Consider the following 22,027-nt stretch of genomic DNA (forward strand, 5'->3'; position numbering starts at 1 on the left):
CGCGGGAATCAGGTGACGTGAACAATCACCAGCCTGCCATGACCGCCCCCTCTCAGCGAATTTGCAGAACTCTCAGCACACTACCGGCGGGCGCCGCCGTATGCCTATTGCCAGCCCTTCATCGGGCGAGGACCCGCTGATCGCAGAGGTCTCTTGCCCCAATCAAACCCTGCCCATCAGCACCAGGATCAGCAGCACCACCAGCACAGCGCCGACTATTCCGGACGGCCCATAACCCCAGGAGCGCGAGTGTGGCCAGGCCGGGACGGCGCCGATCAGGATCAGGATCAAGACAATGATGAGGATGGTGCTGACGGTCATTAAGAGTCCCTCGCCTTGCTGGTCGGATATGAGGGGACAATGCAAAAGGCCGCCTGGTTGTTCCGGACGGCCTTTCGTCTGACTGGTCGAATGCAGCTATTCCGCGGCTTTCGGGAAGGCGATTGCCGGCTCATCGAGCGGACCCGGCTTCGGCCCCGTGGACGCATCCCTTTTCTTGTCGCGGCCGAACAGCCGGCGGAAGAAGGCATAGAAGCGGCTGTTCTTGCTGCGCGTGAAGATCATCAGCATCGACGGCGTCACCACAAGCGTCAGCAGGGTGGCGAACGACAGGCCGAAGACGATGGCCGAGGACAGCGAAATCCACCATTGCGTCGACGGTGCGTTGATCGTCGTCTCGTGATGGAAGATTTCGAGGCCGAGACCAAAGGCGATCGGCAGCACGCCGAGGATGGCCGATACCGCCGTCAGCACCACCGGGCGGGCACGTTCGCGGCAGGTCTGCAGCACCGCTTCCATCTTGTCCCAGCCCTCTTCGCGCAACCGGTCATAAGTGTCGATCAAGACGATGTTGTTGTTCACCACCACACCGGCCAGCGCGATGACGCCGATGCCCGACATGACGATGCCGAACGCTTCGCCTGTCAGCAGCAGCCCCAGGAACACACCGATCGTCGCCATGACCACGCAGGACAGCACCAGAAGCACGCTGGTGAACTTGTTGAACTGCATCAGCAGCACCAGGAAGATCAGGAAGATCGCCGCGCCGAAGGCCTTGCCGAGGAAGGCGCTGGCTTCGGCGCTGTCCTCGTTGGAGCCGGCGAGCTTCCAGCGTATGCCGTTGTCGAGCTTCATGTCGGTGACCGCCTTGGTCACCTCCGCCTGCACCGCCGCAACCTGGTTACCGGCGGCGACGTTGGCCTGGACGACCACGGTGCGGGCGCCGTCGATGCGGTTGAGGATGCCGACGGTCGGCTCCGGCTTGCGCACGACGAAGTTCGAGATCGGCACCGAGCCTTGCGCAGTCTGCACCCGGAGCTCGTCGAGCGTCGACAGCGTGCGCCGGTCTTCGGGCAGGCGCAGGCGGATATCGACGGCATCGTCGGCGCCGGCCGGCCGGTACTCGGACAGCTTCAACCCATTGGTCACCAATTGCACCACGGTGCCGACGGCGGTCGGGCTGATGCCGTACTGCGCCGCCTTGGCGCGGTCGACCTCGAGCGCCCAGTCCACGCCGGGCGGCGGCAGGCCGTCGGAAACGTCGATGACACCGGGCACCTTGGCAATGCGCGCCGCAACGGCACGGGCCTGGTCGTCGAGCCCTTTGGGATCGATGGCCGAAAGCCGGAGCTGGACCGCCTTGCCGGTGGGAGGACCGGCCTCCGGCACGCGCACCTCGACATCGACGCCGGGAATGCCGGCCATGACGGTGCGCAGCTCATCCAGGATATTGTTCGCCGATTTGCGCTCGCGCCAGTCGATGAACTCATACTGGATGACGCCGACGACGTCCTCCGGCACGTCCTGTCCGCCCCCTTGCGTCTTGCCGACGCGGGTGTAGACCGATTTGACGCCGGGCCAGCCGAGCAGCCGGTTTTCGGCGATCCTGGTCGCCGTATCCATTTCGGCCAGCGAAAGATTGCCGCGGGCATGCACATAGAGCAGGCCGTAGTCGGGCTCGACGCTGGGGAAGAACTCGACGCCGGCGCCATATTTCGAATAGGCGAAGCCGACGCCGGTGAGCAGCACGGCGGTGAGCACCAGCACGGTGATGGGGAAGCGCACCGCCTGTTTGACCAGCGCCATGTACCAGCCGTCGCGATTGTGTTCCTCGTGATGCTCCGGCGCCTTGGCGAAAAGCGCGCCCAGCGTCGGCGCGAACACCAGCGCATAAAGCATCGAGGCCGACAGCGTGACGATCAGCGTGATCGGCATGTATTTCATGAAGTCGCCGATGATGCCGGGCCAGAACAGCAGCGGCGAAAACGCCGCGATGCGGGTCATGGTCGCGGCGATGACCGGACCGGCCATGCGCTTGGCGGCCAGCGTGAAGGCTTCCGCCTTCGGCATGCCTTCGCCCATGCGCCGTTCGGCAAATTCGGTGACGATGATGGCGTCGTCGACCAGCATGCCGACCGCCAGGATAAGGCTGAACAGCACGATCATGTTGATCGTGTAGCCCATCATCGCAAGCAGCAGGATGCCGATCAGGAAGGATGACGGAATGGCAAGCCCGATCAGCAGCGAGGCGCGGCCCGACAGCGCATAGAGGATGACGATGAACACCAGGATGACGGCGATCATCACGTGGTTCTGCAGGTCGCCCAGCAGCTGGTTGACGAAGACCGACTTGTCCTGCGTGTAGGTGATGTTCATGCCTTCCGGCATGGTCTTGACATAGGCGTCGGACACTTCCCGCACCTTGGCCAGCGTGTCGATCAGGTTGGCGCCGATGCGCTTCTTGACTTCGATGGCGATGGCCGGCTTGCCGTTGAGGCGAGTGATGGTCTCGGCGTCGGCGAAGGTCGAACGCACCGTGGCGATGTCCTTCGCCTGCACGACGGCATTGGGGCCGGCGACCACCGGCAAGGACGCGACATCCTCGGGTGTCTCGATCAGCGACGGCACCTTGACCGCGTATTTGCCTTCCGACCCCTCGATGTTACCGGCTGCGACCAGGCTGTTGGAGGCGCCGACGGCGCCGATCAGCTGGTCGAGCTGCAGCCCGTAGGACGACAGCTTCATCGGGTCGATGACGACCTCGACAAGATCGTCGCGCGCGCCTTGTATGGTGCCCTCAAGAACGCCCGGGACTTCCTCGATGCGGTCGCGCAGTTCGCGCGCCGCCGCCGTAAGCACACGCTCGGGCACATCGCCGGACAGCGTGACGACCAGGACGGGAAACTCGGAAATGTTGACCTCGGTAACAACCGGTTCTTCTGCCGCTTGGGGAAGGTCAGCCTTCGCGTCCTGAACCTTCGAGCGTGTATCAGTCACCGCGGTGTCGACTTTTATAGACGGCAGAAACTCAAGGAAGACAAAGGCACCGCCCTGATAGGCGGATGATTTCATCTCCTTTAACCCCTTGAGACTCTTAAGCTTTGCCTCCAGAGGCCTAAGCAGAAGTCTTTCAGCGTCTTCGGGCGCGATGCCTTGATAGGCAACATTTATATAAACATAAGGGGTAGGAACGTCGGGTTCCGCTTCCTTCGGTGTCGACTGATAGGCGACCCAGCCCGCCAGCAGCAGGAAGACCAGCACCGCAATGGTCAGCCGGGCATTGTTGATCGCGAGTTTGACGATATCCATGGCCTGTTCTCAAGATTTCAGGAGCCGCATGGCGGCCGGTTGTCCCCGCCCGGGGCCACCCGGCGCTACTGCGTTGTCGCTTCGCCCAACAGTTTCTGGATGGTCGCCTGGTCGGCCTCGACCGGCTTGACGACGTCCCCTTCCTTGACGAGTTCCTGGCCGGCGACGATGACGCGGGCATCGGCGGGAATGCCGCCAAGCACCAGGCCCTTCGGCGAGTCATCGACCAGGTCGATCGGGAAGAACACCACCTTGTTGTCCTTGTCGACGGCGCGGATGCCGAGGTCTCCCTTGTCGCCCAGCGTCACCACGGAGCGCGGCAACATGACGGCGTCGGTCGGCTGCGCGCTGAGCGCAATCTCTGCCGTCATGCCGGCCGGCACCGAGCCGTCGGCATTGGGGACGGCGATCTCGACGCGGAAGGTGCGCGTCGCCGACGAGGCGTCGCGGCTGATGTAGCGCACGGTGCCTTCGACGGTCTGGCCGCTGACCAGCCGCACAGCAGCCTTGTCGCCGAGCTTGAGATAGCCGAGGTCGCGTTCGCTGACTTCACCGCGCGCAATCACCGGATCGAGCTTGAGGATGGTTGCCACCTCGCCGCCCTGCATGACGGAACTGCCGAGCTCCACCGGCACCCGGTCGATGACGCCGTCGAAGGGCGCCTTGACCAGATTGCGGTCGAGTTCGGCCTGCGCCGTTTCCAGCTGCGACTGCGCAGCGGTCAGGTTCGAACGCGCCGTGTCGAGCTGCAGCTTGGGCAGATTGCCGGTCTTCATGAGCCGAAGCGACGCTTCGAGTTCAGCCTGGCGCTGCACGACGAGCTGCTTGGCATTGTCGACCATCGAGATCTTTTCTTCCGCCGCAAGCATCAGCACCAGATCGCCGGTCTTGACGTGATCGCCCTGCTTGACCGGCAGCTTTTCGATGACGCCGGCGACACGCGTCGCCAGCACGGCGCGCTTGTCGGCCTCGGTCAGCCCGGAAATGCGGATGGCGCGGGCATAGGTCTTGCGCGGCGGCGTCACCACCGCGACGGTGCGCAGCGGCGCCTTCGGTTCGGCCTCGGCCGCCTTGGCTGCATCCGGCGCCTTGGCCTGATCGCCGGTCTTGGCCTGATCGCTTGTCTTGGCCTGATCGCCTGCCTTGCCAGCACCTTCGACAGCGGCGCTGCCGACGGACGAGAACGCGCCTGTTCCCATCCAGGCGGCGAAGCCGATGAGCACGACAATAGCGGCAAGCTTGTGAAACCTGATCTTCGGCATCATTGTTTTTCCACTGCGGGGTTCGGCCAAGTCGTTATCCAACAGGGTGTCCGTCGTCTAACAGCTACCGTGTCTTCCAACTCGGGCGCGTCGCCGATATGGGTGCGCGCCAGGCCGTGTTCAATTTGCCGTGAACGGCGAAGCCGCGCTTCTACATCAAAGTTGCATCGCAATACAGTCGAAAAGTTGCAGGAACATTGTGCCAGGCGATGTAGTGTGGCCAACGGGAAACGGTTTTGTCAGCGCCCCGTCAGGGGGCGGAACGACAGTCTCGGAACCATACGGATGTTGGAGGCGCTTTGTTTTCAAGGCGTTTTGAGCACTGACACCCCCCTGTGCCCGCACCAGTTTTTGACGCTCAAATGTGGGCGCGACCTGCGTAGCCACTGAGTGAATGGCAGCAGGCGTCAGTATGATTTTGTATACCGTCACACGCAACGATTGTTCCGGGACGGAAAGTCATTGGCGCTACTCCGATTTTCCGAACACTTCGCTGATCGTCTTGATCGATCCGGGCGGACTCAGGCCCGCCGGCGTTCCGCCTCCGGCTTCTTGCGGGCGGCTAGAAATTCCTTCACTCGCCGTCCCGGTGCCGGCCCGCGCACCGGTTTGAAGCCGTCATCGAGTTCGCCGGAAAGATCGAGCGTCGGCCGCTTGCCGACGGCGTCGTAATTCTCCTCCAGCCAGTCGCTCGCCGCTATGCGGCCAAGGTCGCGCAAATAGGTCAAAAAAGCCCATTCGGCGTTGACCTTGGATGACGCCGACAGATCCTTGAACGCTTCGTCGGCATCGATGCGGTGCATGCGGATGTCGCGGTATTCGCCAGGCGGCAGCCGGCCGGCGGCGATCAGCTCCTTGACGAAGGCGATCGAGCGGAATTCGTTCAGCAGCCCGGCATTGAAGGTGATCTCGTCGATGCGGTTCTGGATTTCGTTGGCGCTTTTCGGCGTGCCCTCGCGCACCACCGGATTGATCTGCACCAGCAGCACATCCTCCGTCGCCGCCGTCTTGAAGAACGGAAACAGCGCCGGATTGCCGCCATAGCCGCCATCCCAATAGGGCACGCCCTTGATCTCGACGGCGCGGAACAATTGCGGCAGGCAGGCCGAGGCCATCACCGTGTCGAGGTCGATCTCGCCGTCGGAAAAGACGCGCAGCTGGCCGGTCTCGACATTGGTCGCCGAAATGAACAGCTCCATCGACTTGCAGGCGTGAACATTTTTGAAATCGATCTCCTGCTCGACCACGTCGCGCAGCGGGTTCAAGCCCAGCGGATTGGCGACATAGGGCGAAAACACTCGGGACATGGTGTCGAAGAAGAAATAGCCGGGCGTGTTCTCGATCGACCAGTTGCCCCAGGCGACGTCCCACGGCATGCGCTGCACCGGGCTGAAGCGGCCCTTGGCCGCCACCGCGCGCCAGAAGTCGTCGAGCTTTTGCCGTGCACCCTCGACGCCGCCGCGCACAAAACCATCGGCCAGCGCCACCGCATTCATCGCGCCGGCGCTGGTGCCGGACACGGCTGAAATGTCGAGCCTGCCATCCTCCAGCAGCCGGTCGAGTACACCCCAGGAGAAAGCCCCGTGCGAGCCGCCGCCCTGCAGCGCGATGTTGATCTTCTTCGTTTCCTCCGCCTTGCCGTTTTTGGTCATGGCGTTCCTGTTCGGTTTGGTCGCTGCTGCCTCATTCCGCCCGGAAATCGGGCGGGTTCGACGGCAGCGGACTTATATTGCAGTGCAGCATATAAGGGATGACCAAGGCAAGAACACGAACACGGTCGCGTGATCACATGAAATTTCGGTCATGAAGAAAGCCCCGCTTTGAAGGGGCTGCTCCACCGAAACAGGCGGGCCTCAGGCCACGAGGTCCGGCACCGGCCCGACATAGCGCGACTGTGGACGGATCAGCCGCCCCGTCGTCTGCTGTTCGCGCGCATGCGCGATCCAGCCGGCGACACGTCCGGCGGCAAAGACATTGCTGAACGCCTGTGGCGGAAAGCCAGCCGCCTCAAGCACAAGCGCTGTGTAGAACTCGACATTGGTCTGCAGCGAGCGCTGCGGCTTGGCGATCCGCAGCACTTCGAGCGCCGTGTGCTCGACCTGTTCGGCGAAGGCCAGGCGGCGGCCGGCTTCACCCTCGCTGCCGAGCTGCCGCACGACGGCTTTCAGTACATCGGCGCGCGGATCGCGCACGCGGTAGATACGATGGCCGAAACCCATGATGCGCTCGCCATGCGCGACCTTCTCGCGCAGCCAACCGGCCGCGTCGCCATGCGCCTGGATTGCATCGAGCATCTCGATCACCGGGCCGGGCGCGCCGCCGTGCAGCGGCCCCTTGAGCGCGCCGAGCCCGGCCAGCACCGACGATGTCAGCCCGGCCAGCGTCGATGCGACGACGCGGGTGGCGAAGGTCGAGGCGTTGAGGCCGTGATCGCAGACGGTCACCAGATAGGTGTCGAGTGCCCTTGCCAGCGCCGGCGACGGGACGGATCCCTCGAGCATCCTCAGCATGTCGGCGGCATGATCGGCCTTCGCGTCAGGTGCGATCGGCTGCTCGCCACGCGCCAGGCGCAGCAGAGCCGGCGTCAGCACGGCGGGCGCCGCGATCAGCCGCAAGGCGTCCGTCGGTGTCTCGCCATCCGGCAGCAGCGCCATGCCGGCGCGCATGGCGCCATAGATCTCAATCGGTGCGAGCAGCGGCAGCGAGGGTGCAAGCCGCTCGAACAGCTCGACGCGAGCCTTGCCCAGCCTCGCTGCCAGTTCGGCATCGCCGGGAAGGCCGTCGAAGAAGCCGTCGAGCAACAGGCGAACCACTTGCGCATAGCGCCAGCGTCCCGCCAATTCCGGCAGCGAATGACCGCGGATCGTCAGGCGGCCGCCAAGGCCATCGACATCGGAGAGCACGGTCTCCGCCGCCACCACATCATCGAGCCCGTTCGGCATATCTCATCTCCTTGCAGCTTTTCTGCATGGGAGATAAGGGTTAGGCTGCGCCTCGATCAATCTTGATCAATATAATCAATGCATGGGCTAAAAATGTCCGAATGGCTGTCGCGGGATGAGGCGCTGGAACGGCTCAAGGTCCGGCCGCAGACGCTCTACGCCTATGTCAGCCGTGGCCGCATCGGCATGCGGCCGGATGAGAGCGACCCGCGCCGCAGCCAGTACCGCGCCGACGACATCGCGGCATTGGCGACCCGCCGGGCGCGGGGCCGCAGTCCCTCGGCCATCGCCGAGAGTGCGATCGCCTGGGGCGAACCCTCGATCGCAACAGCAATTTCAACCGTTCTGCACGGGCGCCTCATCTACCGAGGGCAAGACGCCGTTGCGCTTTCCAAAGCGGCGACGCTGGAGGAAACCGCTGCTGTGCTCTGGGCCTCGCCTGAACCGGTGGCTTTCAAAGCTCCGTCATCTGAAGCGCCTCATCCAGTCGGCCGCGCCTCGGCCTTTGCGCAGCTTGCCATGCTTGCAGGCCACGGGCGGCCTTCGCTAGGACGCAGCGCCGCCTCGCTGTGCACCGAGGCCGCGCGCACAGTCGGAGCGCTGGCGCAGTCGCTGGGCGCTGAAGCCGGCACAGCGCCCGTCCATAAGCGCCTGGCGCAGGGCTGGTCGGTAGATGCGACGGGAGCGGAAGCGATCCGCTGCGCCCTCGTCCTGCTCGCCGATCATGAACTCAACGCATCGACCTTCGCCGCCCGCGTCGCAGCGTCCACAGGGGCCTCGCCTGCCGCATGCCTGTTGGCCGGCCTGGCAACGCTGTCCGGCCCGCGCCACGGCGGCGCCGGCGAAGCGGTGATGCAACTGGCTGAAGATGCAGCAGCCCACGGCGCGGATGCGGCGATCCGGCGCTGGCTCGGCCATGATCGGCCCTTGCCGGCGTTCGGCCATCCGCTCTATCCCGACGGCGATCCCCGTGCCACCGCACTTCTGGCAGTCATCCCTGTCGACGAGACGCTGCAACAGCTGCAAAAAGCCGCCATGGCGGCAGCCGGTGCCCAGCCCAACATCGACTTCGCCCTGGCCGCACTAACGCGCGGCCTTGGCTTGCCGCGCGATGCACCGTTCCAGCTGTTTGCACTCGGACGCAGTGTCGGCTGGGCCGCGCATATGGTCGAACAGATCATTAGCGGCAGCATCATCAGGCCGCGTGGCCGCTATGAGGGACGCGTGACTTAAGCCGACCTGGCCGTGTTCCCGAACCGCGCACGGTACGCGACGGGCGTCGTGGCGAACTGCTGACGAAAATGATGCCGCAGCGTGCCTGCCGCGCCAAAGCCGGCGGTCTCGGCAATCCGTTCGATCGGCATGGCGGTGTCTTCCAGCAGCGTGCGCGCCCGCGAAAGCCGTTCCGACAGCAGCCAGCGCGCCGGCGTGACGCCGGTCGCGGCCGCGAACCGGCGCAGGAACGTCCGCTCGCTCATCCCGGCAAGCTCGGCCAAGATGGCGACGGGATAGTCGGCAGAAATATCGGCGCGCATCCTGTCGATCAACGGTCCAAGCCGGCTGCGCTCATGTGGCTCGGGTACGGAACTCTCGACATACTGCGCCTGGCCGCCGTCGCGATGCGGCGGCACGACCAGACGGCGCGCCACCATGTTTGCAGCCTTGGTGCCGAAGTCGCGCCGAACCAGATGCAGGCAAAGATCGATGCCCGCTGCACTGCCTGCCGATGTCAGCACATTGCCCTCATCGATGTACAAAACGTCCGGAATCACGGTGATGTCGGGGTACATCTCCGTCAGCTTCTCGCTGTAGCGCCAATGCGTGGTCGCTCTTTTGCCCGCCAGCAGGCCGGCGGCGGCAAGCACGAACACGCCCGAACAGATCGAAAGAATGCGAGAGCCGCGCTCGTGTGCCTTTCGAAGCGCCTCGATCAGCGCCGGCGGCACCGGAGCCTCCGTTCCGCGCCATCCCGGTACGATCACCGTGCCGGCCTGGCCGATCAGATCGATCCCGCCGTCGGCAACAATACGCACGCCGCCCAGCGCGCGCATTTCACCGGTATCAATACCGGCAACCGCAAAACGGTACCAATCCTCACCCATTTCCGGCCGGGGCAAGGCGAAGATCTCAACCGCCACGCCAAACTCGAACGTGCACATCCCGTCATAGGCAACGGCAACGACAAGAGGGTTGGCAGGGCGCGGATTCGCAGAGGATGGCATGATCTTGACGATATATGGCAAAGCTGCCAGCTGCAATCGCCCTGCTTCCTGTCTTATCTCTCCGTCGCATCAGCAATGGAGATACGAGGATGAGCCACGTGACAGACATTCCGGCGGCATCGCCGGATATCGCCCGCGACCATTTTCTGCGCCGGCTTTCCGTCGAGACCGACTGTTCCAACGTCGCCGCCGCACTGCGTGCCGGAGAGCCGGACTTTGTTCTCCTGCATGTGGTCGGTTCGCCGGAAGCCTATGGACGCCGCCATGTGCCGGGCGCGCTGCATCTGCCCCACCGCGAAATATCGGCCGGGCGGATGGTGCAATGGCCCGAAAGGACGCTGTTCGTCGTCTATTGCGCGGGACCGCATTGCAATGGCGCGGATCAGGCGGCCTTCAAGCTGGCCAGCCTCGGTCGTCCCGTGAAGATCATGATCGGCGGCATAACCGGTTGGCAGGACGAGGACCTTCCTTTCGTTTCAGGCAAGGAGCCCGGTGTCTTGCACGCGTGAGGCCACGCGATATGGTCGGCCTTGAAGACTGAGCAAGCATGCAGAAGGCGATGGTTAGAATTCGTCCATTCGAGCGCCAGGATGTCGGTGCGGTGCTCGCCCTCATGCGGGCGCTAGCTGTCTTCGAGGGTTATGACGACAAGCTTCGCGTCACCGAAGCGAACCTCATCGAGCACGGGCTGGGGCCATCGCCCCGGTTCGGCGTGTTGGTGGCGGAGCGAGAGGGCGTGATCGTCGGCATCGCCGTCCACTACCTCATCCCCTGGACCTACGACCTGAAGCCGGTTGTCTGGCTGAAGGAACTCTACGTCACTGAAGCGACGCGCGGCATGGGGGTCGGCCATGCGCTTGTTGAACAGCTTCGCCAACACGCTTTGAGCATTGGCGCCTCCGCCATCAAATGGACGGTGCTGAAATCCAACTCGCCGGCCAAAGCCTTCTACCGCTCGCTCGACGGCCAGCCCGACGATATCTGGGAACCGTGGCAGCTGAAAATCGACCCGTGACGGCCGCCTCGACCAACTGAGGGCGGTCGACCATGCGGCGGTCGCTTACGACATGGTGTCGAGCTTGCGCTGCATGGCGGCGATCTGTTGCTTCAGTTCCTGAAGGTCGTCGCCGCTCTTTTCCGGGACGTCCTTGCGGGCCGGCTCGGGTGCAGCCGCGGCCGCAGCATTTGTGGCGGCGGTCGGGAAGGGCGTGAACAGGCGCATCGCGTTCTGGAACATTTCCATGTTGCGGCGTGTCTGCTCTTCCAGCGCCTTGATCGGCGTGGCGATCTTCATCACATCCAGCGGCGACTTGCCGATCGCGCCCTTCATCTGCTCGCGGAACCGCTCCTGTTCCTTGGAGAAGGCCATCATCGACTGTTCGAGGAAGCTCGGCACGATCTGCTGCATCTGGTCGCCATAGAAAGCGATCAACTGGCGCAGGAACGGGATCGGCAGCATGTTCTGCCCATCCTTGTTCTCCAGTTCGAAGATGATCTGCGTCAGCACCGGATGGGTAATGTCGTCACCGGTCTTGGCGTCCTGGACGGTGAACTCCTCGCCCTTCTTGACCATCTCGGCCAGATCCTCGAGCGTGACATAGGTGCTGGTGCCGGTGTTGTAGAGCCGGCGATTGGCATATTTCTTGATAATGATAGGGTCGTCTTTCGCGGCCATCAGCATCCTCCCGGGACACCGGCGCGCCTGAGTAAGCCGCCGGTAACGATTGCGCCATTTTTAAGGATATGCGCAAAAGCTCTATAATTCCAAGCGCTTTGTGCAGTGCGGCATCATTTATTGCTGCATGGCCGGCCAATTATGCTGCGCAGCAAAGGTTGGGCGATCCCGCCGGCCGCTCACGCCCTGCTTGCGGCGCTTGGCCGGCATGCCCATTTCCGGTTTGACTTGGGGTGTGGAACGGGCAAGAAAAGTCCCAACAAGCCCCCAAGAACACGACACCTCGAAGTCTGGAGAGAAAAATGTCCGCTTCCAATTCAATCGTCGTTGCCAGCGCCGCACGCACGGCTGTCGGCTCTTTCAACGGCGCCTTCGCCGCCACCCCGGCGCATGAACTTGGCGCCGTCGTCATCAGGGAGCTTTTGGCGCGCGCCGGCGTCGAGCCGGGTGAAGTCGACGAGGTCATTCTCGGCCAGGTGCTGACCGCCGCGCAGGGCCAGAACCCCGCCCGCCAGGCGTCGATCAATGCCGGCCTGCCCAAGGAGACCACCGCCTGGGGGCTCAACCAGGTTTGCGGCTCTGGCCTGCGCGCCATCGCGCTCGGCATGCAGCAGATCGCCGCCGGCGACGCCACTGTGATCATCGCCGGCGGCCAGGAATCGATGTCGCTGTCGCCGCACGCCGAGCACCTGCGCGCCGGCGTCAAGATGGGCGACTACAAGATGATCGACACCATGATCAAGGACGGGTTGTGGGACGCCTTCAACGGCTACCACATGGGCAACACCGCCGAGAACGTCGCCCGCCAGTTCCAGATCACCCGCGACGACCAGGACCAGTTTGCGCTGGCCTCGCAAAACAAGGCCGAGGCCGCGCAGAAGGCCGGCAAGTTCAAGGACGAGATCGTTGCCTTCACGATCAAGGGCAGGAAAGGCGACACTGTCGTCGACCAGGACGAGTACATCCGCCACGGCGCCACCATCGACGCCATGTCCAAGCTGAAGCCGGCTTTCGACAAGGACGGCACCGTGACCGCCGCCAACGCGTCGGGCATCAATGACGGCGCCGCCGGCGCGCTGCTGATGAGCGAGGCTGAAGCCACAAGGCGCGGCATCACCCCGCTGGTGCGCATCGCATCCTGGGCGACGGCCGGCGTCGATCCGGCGATCATGGGCACCGGACCTATTCCCGCCTCGAAGCGGGCGCTCGAGAAGGCCGGCTGGTCGGTCAAGGACCTCGACCTTGTCGAGGCCAATGAAGCCTTCGCCGCGCAGGCCTGCGCCGTCAACAAGGGCATGGGCTGGGATACGTCGATCGTCAACGTCAATGGCGGCGCCATCGCCATCGGCCATCCGATCGGCGCGTCGGGCGCCCGCGTCTTCAACACGCTGGTTTTCGAGATGCGCCGCCGCGGCGCCAAGAAGGGCCTCGCCACGCTCTGCATCGGCGGCGGCATGGGCGTCGCTCTGTGCGTGGAAGCGCTGTGAAAGAGAAGTGAGTAGTGAATAGGGAGTAGTGAATGGGGAAGAAGGAGCAGCGCGGCGGGATATCGATCCCTACTCGCTATTCCCTACTCCCTATTCCCTTCTTCCGACCAAAGGGAGGAAGAACTTTCAATGACCAAAGTAGCGCTCGTCACCGGTGGATCGCGCGGCATCGGCGCCGCCATATCGATCGGCCTGAAGAATGCCGGTTACACCGTTGCAGCCAACTATGCCGGCAATGACGAGGCAGCGGGGAAGTTCAGCGCACAAACCGGCATCAAGGCCTACAAATGGTCGGTCGCCGACTACGACGCCTGTGCCGCCGGAATCAAACAGGTCGAGGCCGATCTCGGCCCGGTCTCGGTGCTGGTCAACAATGCCGGCATTACCCGCGACGCCATGTTCCACAAGCTGACGCGCGAGCAGTGGAAGGAAGTCATCGACACCAATCTGTCTGGGGTCTTCAACATGACGCATCCGCTGTGGGGCGGCATGCGCGACCGCAAATTCGGCCGCGTCATCACCATTTCCTCCATCAACGGCCAGAAAGGCCAGGCCGGCCAGGTCAACTATTCCGCCGCAAAGGCCGGCGACATCGGCTTCTCGAAGGCGCTGGCGCAGGAGGGCGCGCGCGCGGGCATCACAGTCAATGTCATCTGCCCCGGCTACATCGCCACCGAGATGGTCAAGGCGATCGACGAGAAGGTGCTGAATGAACGCATCATTCCGCAGATCCCGGTCGGCCGCCTCGGCGAACCGGAAGAGATCGCGCGTTGCGTCGTCTTCCTCGCCTCTGAGGACGCCGGTTTCATCACCGGCTCGACCATCACAGCCAATGGCGGCCAGTATTTCGCCTGAACGACAGCATTTCGCCCGGTAGGACGGGCCGGCTTATGGCCCGTTTTTTCATCGCCGGCCGGCGATGTTCCGGGCTGCGCGCTAGACATTGACCCGTTCCGGCACGCAAAGATTAACGATTTCCAGGCGCCCTGTGCAAAACCCGGTTCGCAAGCTGTGAATTCTCGGTGGACAAGCTGTGGATAACACAACATGTTGGGGTGAACAAACCAGGAAAATCCCGCCATCGCTGATTGATCGCCGATTCGTTCCGGCTTTGAGCGCAACGTTAACGACCAACGCCGAAAATCACCGGCAAATGGTTAAGGCCGATTAAGAAAATTCAACAATTTCATAATGTTGGCCGAGGCGTATCGGATCACGACGATGCCCCGCCGGCAAAGGTTAACGCCAATGGTCGCCTTGCAGGAATCGGGCCAGTTTCCGCGATTCAGCATATGGTGAGACTCAGCCTCGCAAAATCCACATGTAGCCGTGAACAAAAGCTGAATCTGCCGGAGTCACTGATTCGTCGCCGATTCGTTCCAGACTCGTTCCAACTGTTAATTGAGACCTCAAAGACGAACCGTGGGATTGCCGGCCGGAACATTCCGCTTTCGCTTCGCGCCTGAAATCCCTATGTGTCGCCTGTCATACGCGCCACGCGAGGCGCGCTCCCGACAACACGATGCAGAAAGCCTCATCTCCAGGCCGATGAACATCCAGCCGAAACACACCGAGCCGCTGATCCTGTCGGGCCGCGACGTGACTGCCGTGCTGGGTCCGACCAACACCGGCAAGACCCATCTCGCCATCGAGCGCATGGTGGCGCATGAGAGCGGCATTATCGGCCTGCCGCTCCGCCTTCTGGCGCGCGAGGTCTATGCCCGCGTCTGCGAAAAGGTCGGCGCCCACAAGGTGGCGCTCATCACCGGCGAGGAAAAAATCCAGCCGCCCGGCGCGAAATATTCGGTCTGCACCGTCGAAGCCATGCCGCGCGAGACCGACGTTGCCTTCGTCGCCATCGACGAGGTGCAGCTCGCCGGCGACCTCGAGCGCGGCCATATCTTCACCGACCGAATCCTGCACCTGCGCGGGCGCCAGGAAACGCTGCTGCTCGGCGCGGCCACCATGCATGGCATCCTGCAAAAGCTGCTGAGAGGCGTCTCGGTGGTGACGCGCCCTCGCCTGTCGCACCTGGCCTATGCCGGTTCGAAGAAATTGACCCGCCTGCCGCGGCGTACGGCGATCGTCGCTTTCTCCGCCGACGAGGTCTATGCCATCGCTGAGCTGATCCGCCGCCAGCAAGGAGGAGCGGCGGTCGTGCTAGGCGCGCTGTCGCCCCGCACCCGCAATGCCCAGGTGGCAATGTTCCAGGCAGGGGACGTCGACTATCTCGTCGCCACCGACGCCATCGGCATGGGGCTCAACCTTGATCTCGATCATGTCGCCTTCGCCCAGAACCGCAAATTCGACGGCTACCAGTACCGCAACCTGACGGCGGCCGAGCTCGGCCAGATCGCCGGCCGCGCCGGCCGGCATCTGCGCGACGGCACCTTCGGCGTCACCGGCCAGGTCGATCCGCTGGACGAGGAACTGGTCAAGCGCATCGAGGGGCACGAGTTCGATCCGGTGAAGGTGCTGCAATGGCGCACCGCGCATTTCGACTTCGCCAGCCTCGACGCGCTGAAGCGCTCGATCGAGGCCAACGCGCCGGTCGAAGGCCTGACGCGCGCGCTGCCGGCGGTCGATGCGCAGGCGCTCGAACATCTCTCCCGCGACGAGGACATCCGCGCGCTGGCTACCAATGCCAAGCGCGTCGCGCTGCTGTGGGAAGCCTGCGCGTTGCCGGACTACCGCAAGATCGCGCCGGCCCAGCACTCCGACCTGATCGCTTCTATCTACACCGACCTCGCCAAACACGGCCATGTCGACGAGAACTACATGGCCGAGCAGGTGCGCCGCGCCGATACGACCGAGGGGGACATCGACACGCTGTCGCACCGCATTGCGCAGATCCGCACCTGGACATTCGTGTCCAACCGGCCGGGCTGGCTGGCCGATCAGGCACACTGGCGGGAAAAGACGCGCGAAATCGAAGACAGATTGTCGGATGCGCTGCATGAGCGGTTGACGAAACGGTTTGTAAACCGCAGGACTTCCGTCCTCATGCGGCGCCTTAGAGAAAATACAATGCCTGAAGCCGAAATCAGTCCTACCGGAACCGTCCTTGTCGAAGGCCATCATGTCGGCGAGTTGCAAGGGTTCCGCTTCACCGCCGACCAGAGCGCCGGCGGCGAAGACGCCAAGGCCGTGCGTACGGCAGCGCAAAAAGCGCTGGCCGCCGAGTTCGAGGCGCGTGCCGAACGCTTCGGCGCCTGCGCCAATGGCGACCTTGCGCTCGGCTCCGACGGCACGCTGCGCTGGATCGGCGCGCCGATCGGCACGCTGGTTGCCGGCGAGGACGCGCTGAAGCCGCGCCTGGTGCTTTTGGCCGACGAGCAGTTGACCGGCCCCGCCCGAGACAAGGTCGCCGCGCGCGCCGAGCGTTTCGTCAATTTCCAGATCGAATCCTTGCTGAAGCCGCTGGTCGACTTGAAGAATGCCGAGCAGATCGCCGGCATCGGCCGTGGCATCGCCTTCCAGCTCGTCGAGCATTTCGGCCTCATCAACCGCCGCGACATCGCCGAGGAAATGAAGTCGCTCGACCAGGAGGGTCGCGCCGCCTTGCGCCGGCTCGGTGTGCGCTTCGGCGCCTACCACGTCTTCGTGCCGGCGCTGATCAAGCCGGCGCCCGCCGGACTGATTACGCTGTTGTGGGCGCTGAAGAACGACGGCAAGGACAAGCCCGGCTTTGGCGACGTGGTGCACGCGCTGGCCTCCGGCCGCACATCGGTGGTCATCGACCCGGCCTTCGACAAGAGCTTCTACAGGCTCGCCGGCTACCGCAATCTCGGGCGCCGCGCCGTGCGCATCGACATTCTGGAACGGCTGGCCGACCTGATCCGGCCTGCGACCAACTGGAAGCCCGGTCTGGGACAGCGCCCCGACGGCGCTTATGACGGCCAGTCCTTCATGGTGACGCCGCCGATGATGTCCATCCTCGGCGCCACCGCCGACGACATGGAAGAGATCCTGAAAGGTCTCGGCTATCGCGCCGAGCCGAAGCCGCCCGCAGAGGTGAAGGCGCGGCTGGAAGCGCAGGACAATGCCGCGCGCGAAGCCGCGGCGGCAAAGCTGGCGGAAGCGGCAGCGAAGGCCGAGCAGGCCCAGACGGCGGAAGCCGCTGCAGGCGAAGCTATCGCTGAAGCGCCGACCGACAGTTCGGAGCCGGATGCGGCTTCCGCCACTGAGGTTGCGGCTGAGGAGCCCGTTGCCGAAGTCGCATCGGAGGCTGTTGCAGACGCTCAGCCGGAAGCGCCTGCCGAGGGTTCGGAGCCAGCTGCGGCCGTTGAAGCTACCGCCGAGGTCCCAGCCATCGACGAAACAACTGCAGAGCCTGCAGCGCAAGAACACGCTCCGGCCGTTGCAGAGGCTGACGACACTGTCACCGAAAGCGCCGACGCTTTTACCTCCCCCTCGATGGGGGAGGTCGCGGCGCGAAGCGACGCGGGTGGGGGTGACAGCGCTGACGAAACCGATAGTGCAGACCGCGTAGCCGATGCAGGCGCAACCGCCGACGCCGGCGCTGCCCCCACCCCGGCGCTGCGCGCCGACCCTCCCCACGAGGGGGAGGGTGGAAGCGCTGAGCCTGTCCCCGAGACCGAAGCGCCAAAGCCCATCTCGCTGTGGCGGCAGGGTCGTTTCGAGCAGCGCCCGCGCCATCGTCAAGGCCGGGACAATCGCCCGCGTAACGGCCAGGCTGCCCGCGCCGATGCGCCGGCCGACGCTGCCGGCGGACAGCCGGCAACGGGCGAGCGGCCGGCCTATCAGGGCCGGCGCGACCAGCGCGACGGTGCCGCCAAGCCACGTTTCGACCGTTCGAAGTTCAAGCCCAAGCCGCAGGCCGAGGGCGAACAGCGCCGCGACGGCAAGCCGCAAGGCGAGCGTCCGCGCGAGGGCCGGCCTGACTGGAAAGGCGGCAGGCCGGAAGGCAAAGGCGGACCGCAAGGCGCCAAGCCGGCCTTCCAGGCCAAGCCACGCGAAGAACGGCCGGTGCGCTTCGATCCGGACTCGCCCTTCGCCAAGCTCGCCGCCTTGCGCGACCAGCTGAAGAAGTAAGCTCTGAGCATGATCCCGAAAAGTGGAACCGGTTTTCGGACAAGATCATGCTCCAACAAGAAATAACTCGCTGCGATGGTTGCTGAAGGTCGTCAGCGCATCGACAAGTGGCTGTTCTTTTCGCGCGCGATAAAATCGCGCTCGCTGGCGGCCAAGCTGGTTGTCGCGGGACGCGTCCGCATCAACAGCGACAAAGCAGCGCAGGCCTCCGATCTGGTCAAGCCTGGCGACGTTTTGACCATTACGCACGAGCGCCGTATTTTCATTTGGAAGGTGCTTGGCACCGGCGTGCGGCGCGGTCCGGCCGAGGAAGCGCGCACGCTCTACGAGGACATGTCCCCGCCGCCGGTCCCAAAAGGCGAGGCTGTTGCCGATGCCATTCCGGCGCTGCGCGACGCCGGCAGCGGCCGGCCGACCAAGAAAGAGCGCAGGCAAACCGACCGGCTGTTCGGCGAAGACTGAAGCCTTGGCCGTCTGCGCCATGCCGGCGGTCTGGAATTTCATTCCGGACACGCGGGCCCCGCCTGCAATGGCTGCCCTTGCAAGCGGCAGGCAAAGGCGTTACCTCACCAAAAAAGCCGCCGCATCGGCGCGAAAATCGGAAATCGATTTTTCGGAAGGCACGATGCGCAGATTCAAAGTGTTAGAGCGTACTTTGTGCGTCCAAGTGGACGCACGTCGCTCTAGCAAGAACGGGACGTCCCGGAGCCGACCAATGACCTATGTCGTGACCGACAACTGCATCAAATGCAAGTACATGGACTGCATCGAGGTCTGTCCGGTCGACTGCTTTTACGAGGGCGAGAACATGCTTGTCATACATCCCGACGAGTGCATCGACTGCGGCGTCTGCGAACCGGAATGCCCGGCCGATGCAATCAAGCCCGACACCGAGCCGGGCCTCGACAAATGGCTGCAGGTCAACACCGAATACGCCGAGAAATGGCCCAACATCACCGCCAAGAAGGAGCCTCCGGCAGATGCCAAGAGCTTCGACGGCGAGGCCGGCAAGTTCGAGAAATATTTCTCCGCCGAGCCCGGCGAAGGCGATTGAGCGCATGACCCTGGAATCGGAATCGATTTCGGAAAGGGTGATGCGCAAAGCAAAAAAGTGCGGCCTATTGGATCGTCATAACGCTGCGTAACGCGCATCATACATTAACTGCCTTGACAGGCGGCGATGTCGCTCGACCTTCGCGTTTGCAGCAAAACCTTGATTCTTCCGACTTTTTGTGCTACACCAGTTGAAACATGCCGGTGACACAACGTCGATTTATGGCGCAAGCGCCCCAAATCACTGAAAGGTGAAATCCCCAATCGGACCAGAGCGATCTGGGCCAGGCAGTCGCTATGTATGCGGTTTGCCGGTCCCGGCTTTTTCCGATGGGTTCATCTTGTTGTGCGGCTAACGATCGGTGTCCCCGGTCGCATGCGTTCGGACCGGCAGGCCGCCGGTGCCACAACAAGGAGTTCAGGGCGTAATGGCAACGATCACCCCGCAGAAGAAGTCCACCTCGGCACGCCACGGTTTCAAGACCGGCGAGTACATCGTCTATCCGGCACACGGCGTCGGCCAGATCGTCTCGATCGACGAGCAGGAAGTTGCGGGCCACAAGCTGGAACTGTTCGTCATCGACTTCCAGAAGGACAAGATGCGCCTGAAGGTTCCGGTCGCCAAGGCGACCTCCATCGGCATGCGCAAGCTGTCGGAAGAGGATTATGTCGAGCGCGCGCTGAAGGTCGTGCAGGGCCGCGCCCGCGTCAAGCGCACCATGTGGTCGCGCCGTGCGCAGGAGTATGATGCCAAGATCAATTCGGGCGACCTGATCTCGATCTCGGAAGTCGTGCGCGACCTCTACCGTGCCGACAACCAGCCGGAACAGTCCTATTCCGAGCGCCAGCTCTATGAGGCGGCACTCGACCGCATGGCGCGCGAGATCGCGGCAGTCAACCGCATGTCGGAAACCGAAGCCGTGCGCCTGATCGAGGTCAACCTTAATAAGGGCCCGAAGCGCGGCGCCAAGGCCGACAATGAGGAAGCCGAGCAGGAAGAAGCTGCCTGATCGCTTTCACCGTCGAATTCATGAAAACCCGGCCTTGTGCCGGGTTTATGTTTTTACCCTCCCCTTGTGGGGTTCCAAGGACGGGCGAGACCCGTGGCTCGCCCAGGCAGGTCGCTGCGAAGATGGGGGACGGCAACAGACCCGACCCGGACCTTCCGTCCGACCTCCCCACAAGAGGGAGGTAGAAGGCTCAGCCGCCGGCTTCCTTCTCCGCCTCCTGCTTCAGCGTCGCAATAAAACGCTTGGTCCGTTCCCGCTCCGGATTGCTGAACACCACGGTGGACGGCCCCTTCTCGACGACGACACCAGCATCGAGGAACACCACCTCCTGCGCGATCTTGGAGGCAAGGCGAAGGTCGTGCGTGGCCATCACCATGGTGGTGCCTTCGCTGGCGAGTTTTCCGAGCACGTCGACCACTTCCTGCGCCAGTTCCGGATCGAGCGCCGAGGTCGGCTCGTCGCAAAGCAGCACTTTCGGCGACGGCGCCAGGGCGCGGGCAATGGCCACACGCTGCTGCTGGCCGCCCGACAGCGTTGCCGGCCAATCATCCGCCTTGTGCGCCATGCCGACCTTCTCGAGCAGCGCCAATGCCCGCTCGCGCGCCTTTGCCGTCGGCCATTTCAGCACCGTCACCAGGCCTTCCATGACGTTCTCGATCGCGGTGCGATGCGGGAACAGCTGGAAGTTCTGGAACACCATGCCGGTCTGCAGCCGCAGGCGCTGGATGTCGCGGCTGGGGATCTTGATGCCGGGACGGAATTCCAGCGTCTCGTCGCCGATGCGCACCATGCCCGAGGTCGGGATCTCCAACAGGTTGATGCAGCGCAGCAGTGTGCTCTTGCCGCCGCCGGAGGGGCCGACGAGCGCGGTGACGCTGCCTTCGGCAATGGTGACCGTCACGCCCTTCAGCACCAGATTGTCGCCGAAGCGCTTTTCGATGTCGGTGAGGCCGATCATGAGCGCGCCTCCAGGAAGCCGCCATAGCGGTTGAGCCGCTCCTCCAGCCGCGTCTGCAAGGCCGAAAGCACCGAGCTCATCGCCAGATAAAGGATCGCCGCCTCGACATAGAGGATCAGCGGTTCATAGGTGGTGGCGACGATGCGCTGCGCCGCCTGGAACATCTCCGGCACAGTGATGGCGGCGGCCAGCGACGTATCCTTGACCAGCGAGATGAAGGTGTTGGACAGCGGCGGCACGGCGACGCGGCCGGCTTGCGGCAGGATGGTGCGCCGCATCGCCTGGCTCCAGGTCATGCCGATCGAATAGGCCGCCTCCCACTGGCCCTTCGGCACCGAGCCGATCACGGCGCGGATAATTTCCGAACTGTAGGCGCCTATGTTGAGGGTGAAGCCAATCAGCGCCGCCGGAAAAGCATCCAGCAATATGCCGACCGAAGGCAGGCCGTAAAAGATAAGGAACAGCTGCACCAGAAGCGGCGTGCCGCGAAAGATCCAGACATAGAAGCGGACCACGGCAACCAGAGGCTTGGGACCGAACAGCCGCACCAGGGCGACAACCAGGCCGACGAACAGGCCGAGTGCGAACGATAGCAATGTCAGCGGTACGGTGAAGATCAACGCCGCCCACAGCAGTGTCGGCAACGAGTCCAGCATCAGGTGTAGCCAGTGCGGCACGAACGGCTCCTCCTTCACAGACCGCCGCGGTGACGGCAGTGCGATTGTGTGCTTCTCATATCATGCGAAAAACGGCGAGCCGTCAAAGACGGCCCGCC

18 protein-coding genes are annotated in these 22,027 nt (G+C 63.8%); 9 read left to right on the forward strand and 9 right to left on the reverse strand.

Going from position 1 to position 22,027, the window contains the following annotated elements; translation table 11 throughout:
* Window positions 1-162: 162 nt before the first annotated feature.
* The 5 genes from NKJ80_RS12080 to NKJ80_RS12100 form a co-directional block, all read right to left on the reverse strand.
* On the reverse strand, window positions 163-321 hold the full coding sequence (locus NKJ80_RS12080; protein ID WP_023707271.1) for a DUF3309 family protein: 159 nt from the start codon (window positions 319-321) through the stop codon (window positions 163-165).
* 96 nt (window positions 322-417) lie between these two features.
* Window positions 418-3,588, reverse strand: a complete 3,171-nt coding sequence (locus NKJ80_RS12085; RefSeq protein WP_023745740.1) for an efflux RND transporter permease subunit — start codon at window positions 3,586-3,588, stop codon at window positions 418-420.
* A gap of 65 nt (window positions 3,589-3,653) precedes the next feature.
* On the reverse strand, window positions 3,654-4,850 hold the full coding sequence (locus NKJ80_RS12090; RefSeq protein WP_352497746.1) for an efflux RND transporter periplasmic adaptor subunit: 1,197 nt from the start codon (window positions 4,848-4,850) through the stop codon (window positions 3,654-3,656).
* A 521-nt stretch (window positions 4,851-5,371) separates the two neighbouring features.
* On the reverse strand, window positions 5,372-6,502 hold the full coding sequence (locus NKJ80_RS12095) for a patatin-like phospholipase family protein (protein WP_023727617.1): 1,131 nt from the start codon (window positions 6,500-6,502) through the stop codon (window positions 5,372-5,374).
* Window positions 6,503-6,703: 201 nt separating this feature from the next.
* On the reverse strand, window positions 6,704-7,792 hold the full coding sequence (locus tag NKJ80_RS12100) for a citrate synthase/methylcitrate synthase (RefSeq protein WP_023693621.1): 1,089 nt from the start codon (window positions 7,790-7,792) through the stop codon (window positions 6,704-6,706).
* 93 nt (window positions 7,793-7,885) lie between these two features.
* Here NKJ80_RS12100 and NKJ80_RS12105 point away from each other — a divergent pair, with 93 nt between their 5' ends.
* Window positions 7,886-9,025, forward strand: coding sequence for a citrate synthase (locus tag NKJ80_RS12105; RefSeq protein ID WP_023693620.1), 1,140 nt, complete (start codon window positions 7,886-7,888; stop codon window positions 9,023-9,025).
* On the opposite strand, the gene ftrA is transcribed toward NKJ80_RS12105, so the two are convergent.
* Complete coding sequence (gene ftrA, locus NKJ80_RS12110) at window positions 9,022-10,035, reverse strand: transcriptional regulator FtrA (RefSeq protein WP_352497747.1); 1,014 nt, start codon at window positions 10,033-10,035, stop codon at window positions 9,022-9,024. The genes NKJ80_RS12105 and ftrA overlap by 4 nt on opposite strands.
* A 68-nt stretch (window positions 10,036-10,103) precedes the next feature.
* Here ftrA and NKJ80_RS12115 point away from each other — a divergent pair, with 68 nt between their 5' ends.
* Together NKJ80_RS12115 and NKJ80_RS12120 are read left to right on the forward strand one after the other, a co-directional pair.
* Window positions 10,104-10,523 carry a rhodanese-like domain-containing protein gene (locus tag NKJ80_RS12115; RefSeq protein WP_352497625.1) on the forward strand — a complete coding sequence of 140 codons (420 nt, stop codon included), beginning with the start codon at window positions 10,104-10,106 and terminating at the stop codon, window positions 10,521-10,523.
* Window positions 10,524-10,573: 50 nt separating this feature from the next.
* Window positions 10,574-11,029: a GNAT family N-acetyltransferase gene (locus NKJ80_RS12120; RefSeq protein ID WP_031194243.1), complete on the forward strand. Its 456-nt coding sequence runs from the start codon at window positions 10,574-10,576 to the stop codon at window positions 11,027-11,029.
* Between the two features lie 45 nt (window positions 11,030-11,074).
* Here NKJ80_RS12120 and phaR read toward each other — a convergent pair whose 3' ends face one another.
* Entirely contained in the window at window positions 11,075-11,689 is a 615-nt protein-coding gene (gene phaR / locus NKJ80_RS12125; protein ID WP_023685813.1) for a polyhydroxyalkanoate synthesis repressor PhaR, read from the reverse strand.
* Window positions 11,690-11,991: 302 nt separating this feature from the next.
* Between phaR and NKJ80_RS12130 the strand changes: the two genes are divergently transcribed.
* The 6 genes from NKJ80_RS12130 to NKJ80_RS12155 all read left to right on the forward strand — a co-directional run bounded on the left by NKJ80_RS12130 (window position 11,992) and on the right by NKJ80_RS12155 (window position 20,294).
* Window positions 11,992-13,176 carry an acetyl-CoA C-acetyltransferase gene (locus tag NKJ80_RS12130; protein WP_023673832.1) on the forward strand — a complete coding sequence of 395 codons (1,185 nt, stop codon included), beginning with the start codon at window positions 11,992-11,994 and terminating at the stop codon, window positions 13,174-13,176.
* Window positions 13,177-13,305: 129 nt separating this feature from the next.
* Entirely contained in the window at window positions 13,306-14,031 is a 726-nt protein-coding gene (gene phbB, locus NKJ80_RS12135; protein WP_023698448.1) for an acetoacetyl-CoA reductase, read from the forward strand.
* Window positions 14,032-14,724: 693 nt separating this feature from the next.
* A complete protein-coding gene (locus NKJ80_RS12140; RefSeq protein ID WP_352497748.1) occupies window positions 14,725-18,231 on the forward strand; it encodes a helicase-related protein in 3,507 nt (1,168 codons plus the stop codon).
* 75 nt (window positions 18,232-18,306) lie between these two features.
* Window positions 18,307-18,693 carry an RNA-binding S4 domain-containing protein gene (locus NKJ80_RS12145; RefSeq protein WP_023699303.1) on the forward strand — a complete coding sequence of 129 codons (387 nt, stop codon included), beginning with the start codon at window positions 18,307-18,309 and terminating at the stop codon, window positions 18,691-18,693.
* A gap of 253 nt (window positions 18,694-18,946) precedes the next feature.
* Entirely contained in the window at window positions 18,947-19,285 is a 339-nt protein-coding gene (gene fdxA, locus NKJ80_RS12150; protein WP_013529180.1) for a ferredoxin FdxA, read from the forward strand.
* A gap of 427 nt (window positions 19,286-19,712) precedes the next feature.
* Entirely contained in the window at window positions 19,713-20,294 is a 582-nt protein-coding gene (locus tag NKJ80_RS12155; RefSeq protein ID WP_023673664.1) for a CarD family transcriptional regulator, read from the forward strand.
* 190 nt (window positions 20,295-20,484) lie between these two features.
* Here NKJ80_RS12155 and NKJ80_RS12160 read toward each other — a convergent pair whose 3' ends face one another.
* Window positions 20,485-21,252: an amino acid ABC transporter ATP-binding protein gene (locus NKJ80_RS12160; RefSeq protein ID WP_023673665.1), complete on the reverse strand. Its 768-nt coding sequence runs from the start codon at window positions 21,250-21,252 to the stop codon at window positions 20,485-20,487.
* Window positions 21,249-21,929, reverse strand: a complete 681-nt coding sequence (locus NKJ80_RS12165) for an amino acid ABC transporter permease (protein ID WP_023693608.1) — start codon at window positions 21,927-21,929, stop codon at window positions 21,249-21,251. The genes NKJ80_RS12160 and NKJ80_RS12165 overlap by 4 nt, the downstream gene beginning before the upstream one ends.
* Between the last annotated feature and the right edge of the window lie 98 nt (window positions 21,930-22,027).

This window comes from Mesorhizobium sp. M0030, from assembly GCF_040323695.1.
Classification (GTDB): Bacteria; Pseudomonadota; Alphaproteobacteria; order Rhizobiales; family Rhizobiaceae; genus Mesorhizobium.

Bases quoted from the DNA above. Each gene is read 5' to 3' on its own strand.
- NKJ80_RS12115 (WP_352497625.1), top strand. From the start codon at position 10,104: ATGAGCCACGTGACAGACATTCCGGCGGCATCGCCGGATATCGCCCGC.
- NKJ80_RS12095 (WP_023727617.1), bottom strand. From the start codon at position 6,502: ATGACCAAAAACGGCAAGGCGGAGGAAACGAAGAAGATCAACATCGCG.
- NKJ80_RS12105 (WP_023693620.1), top strand. From the start codon at position 7,886: ATGTCCGAATGGCTGTCGCGGGATGAGGCGCTGGAACGGCTCAAGGTC.
- NKJ80_RS12090 (WP_352497746.1), bottom strand. From the start codon at position 4,850: ATGCCGAAGATCAGGTTTCACAAGCTTGCCGCTATTGTCGTGCTCATC.
- phaR (WP_023685813.1), bottom strand. From the start codon at position 11,689: ATGGCCGCGAAAGACGACCCTATCATTATCAAGAAATATGCCAATCGC.
- NKJ80_RS12140 (WP_352497748.1), top strand. From the start codon at position 14,725: ATGAACATCCAGCCGAAACACACCGAGCCGCTGATCCTGTCGGGCCGC.
- phbB (WP_023698448.1), top strand. From the start codon at position 13,306: ATGACCAAAGTAGCGCTCGTCACCGGTGGATCGCGCGGCATCGGCGCC.
- fdxA (WP_013529180.1), top strand. From the start codon at position 18,947: ATGACCTATGTCGTGACCGACAACTGCATCAAATGCAAGTACATGGAC.
- NKJ80_RS12145 (WP_023699303.1), top strand. From the start codon at position 18,307: ATGGTTGCTGAAGGTCGTCAGCGCATCGACAAGTGGCTGTTCTTTTCG.
- NKJ80_RS12085 (WP_023745740.1), bottom strand. From the start codon at position 3,588: ATGGATATCGTCAAACTCGCGATCAACAATGCCCGGCTGACCATTGCG.
- NKJ80_RS12100 (WP_023693621.1), bottom strand. From the start codon at position 7,792: ATGCCGAACGGGCTCGATGATGTGGTGGCGGCGGAGACCGTGCTCTCC.
- NKJ80_RS12120 (WP_031194243.1), top strand. From the start codon at position 10,574: ATGGTTAGAATTCGTCCATTCGAGCGCCAGGATGTCGGTGCGGTGCTC.
- NKJ80_RS12130 (WP_023673832.1), top strand. From the start codon at position 11,992: ATGTCCGCTTCCAATTCAATCGTCGTTGCCAGCGCCGCACGCACGGCT.
- NKJ80_RS12155 (WP_023673664.1), top strand. From the start codon at position 19,713: ATGGCAACGATCACCCCGCAGAAGAAGTCCACCTCGGCACGCCACGGT.
- NKJ80_RS12160 (WP_023673665.1), bottom strand. From the start codon at position 21,252: ATGATCGGCCTCACCGACATCGAAAAGCGCTTCGGCGACAATCTGGTG.
- NKJ80_RS12080 (WP_023707271.1), bottom strand. From the start codon at position 321: ATGACCGTCAGCACCATCCTCATCATTGTCTTGATCCTGATCCTGATC.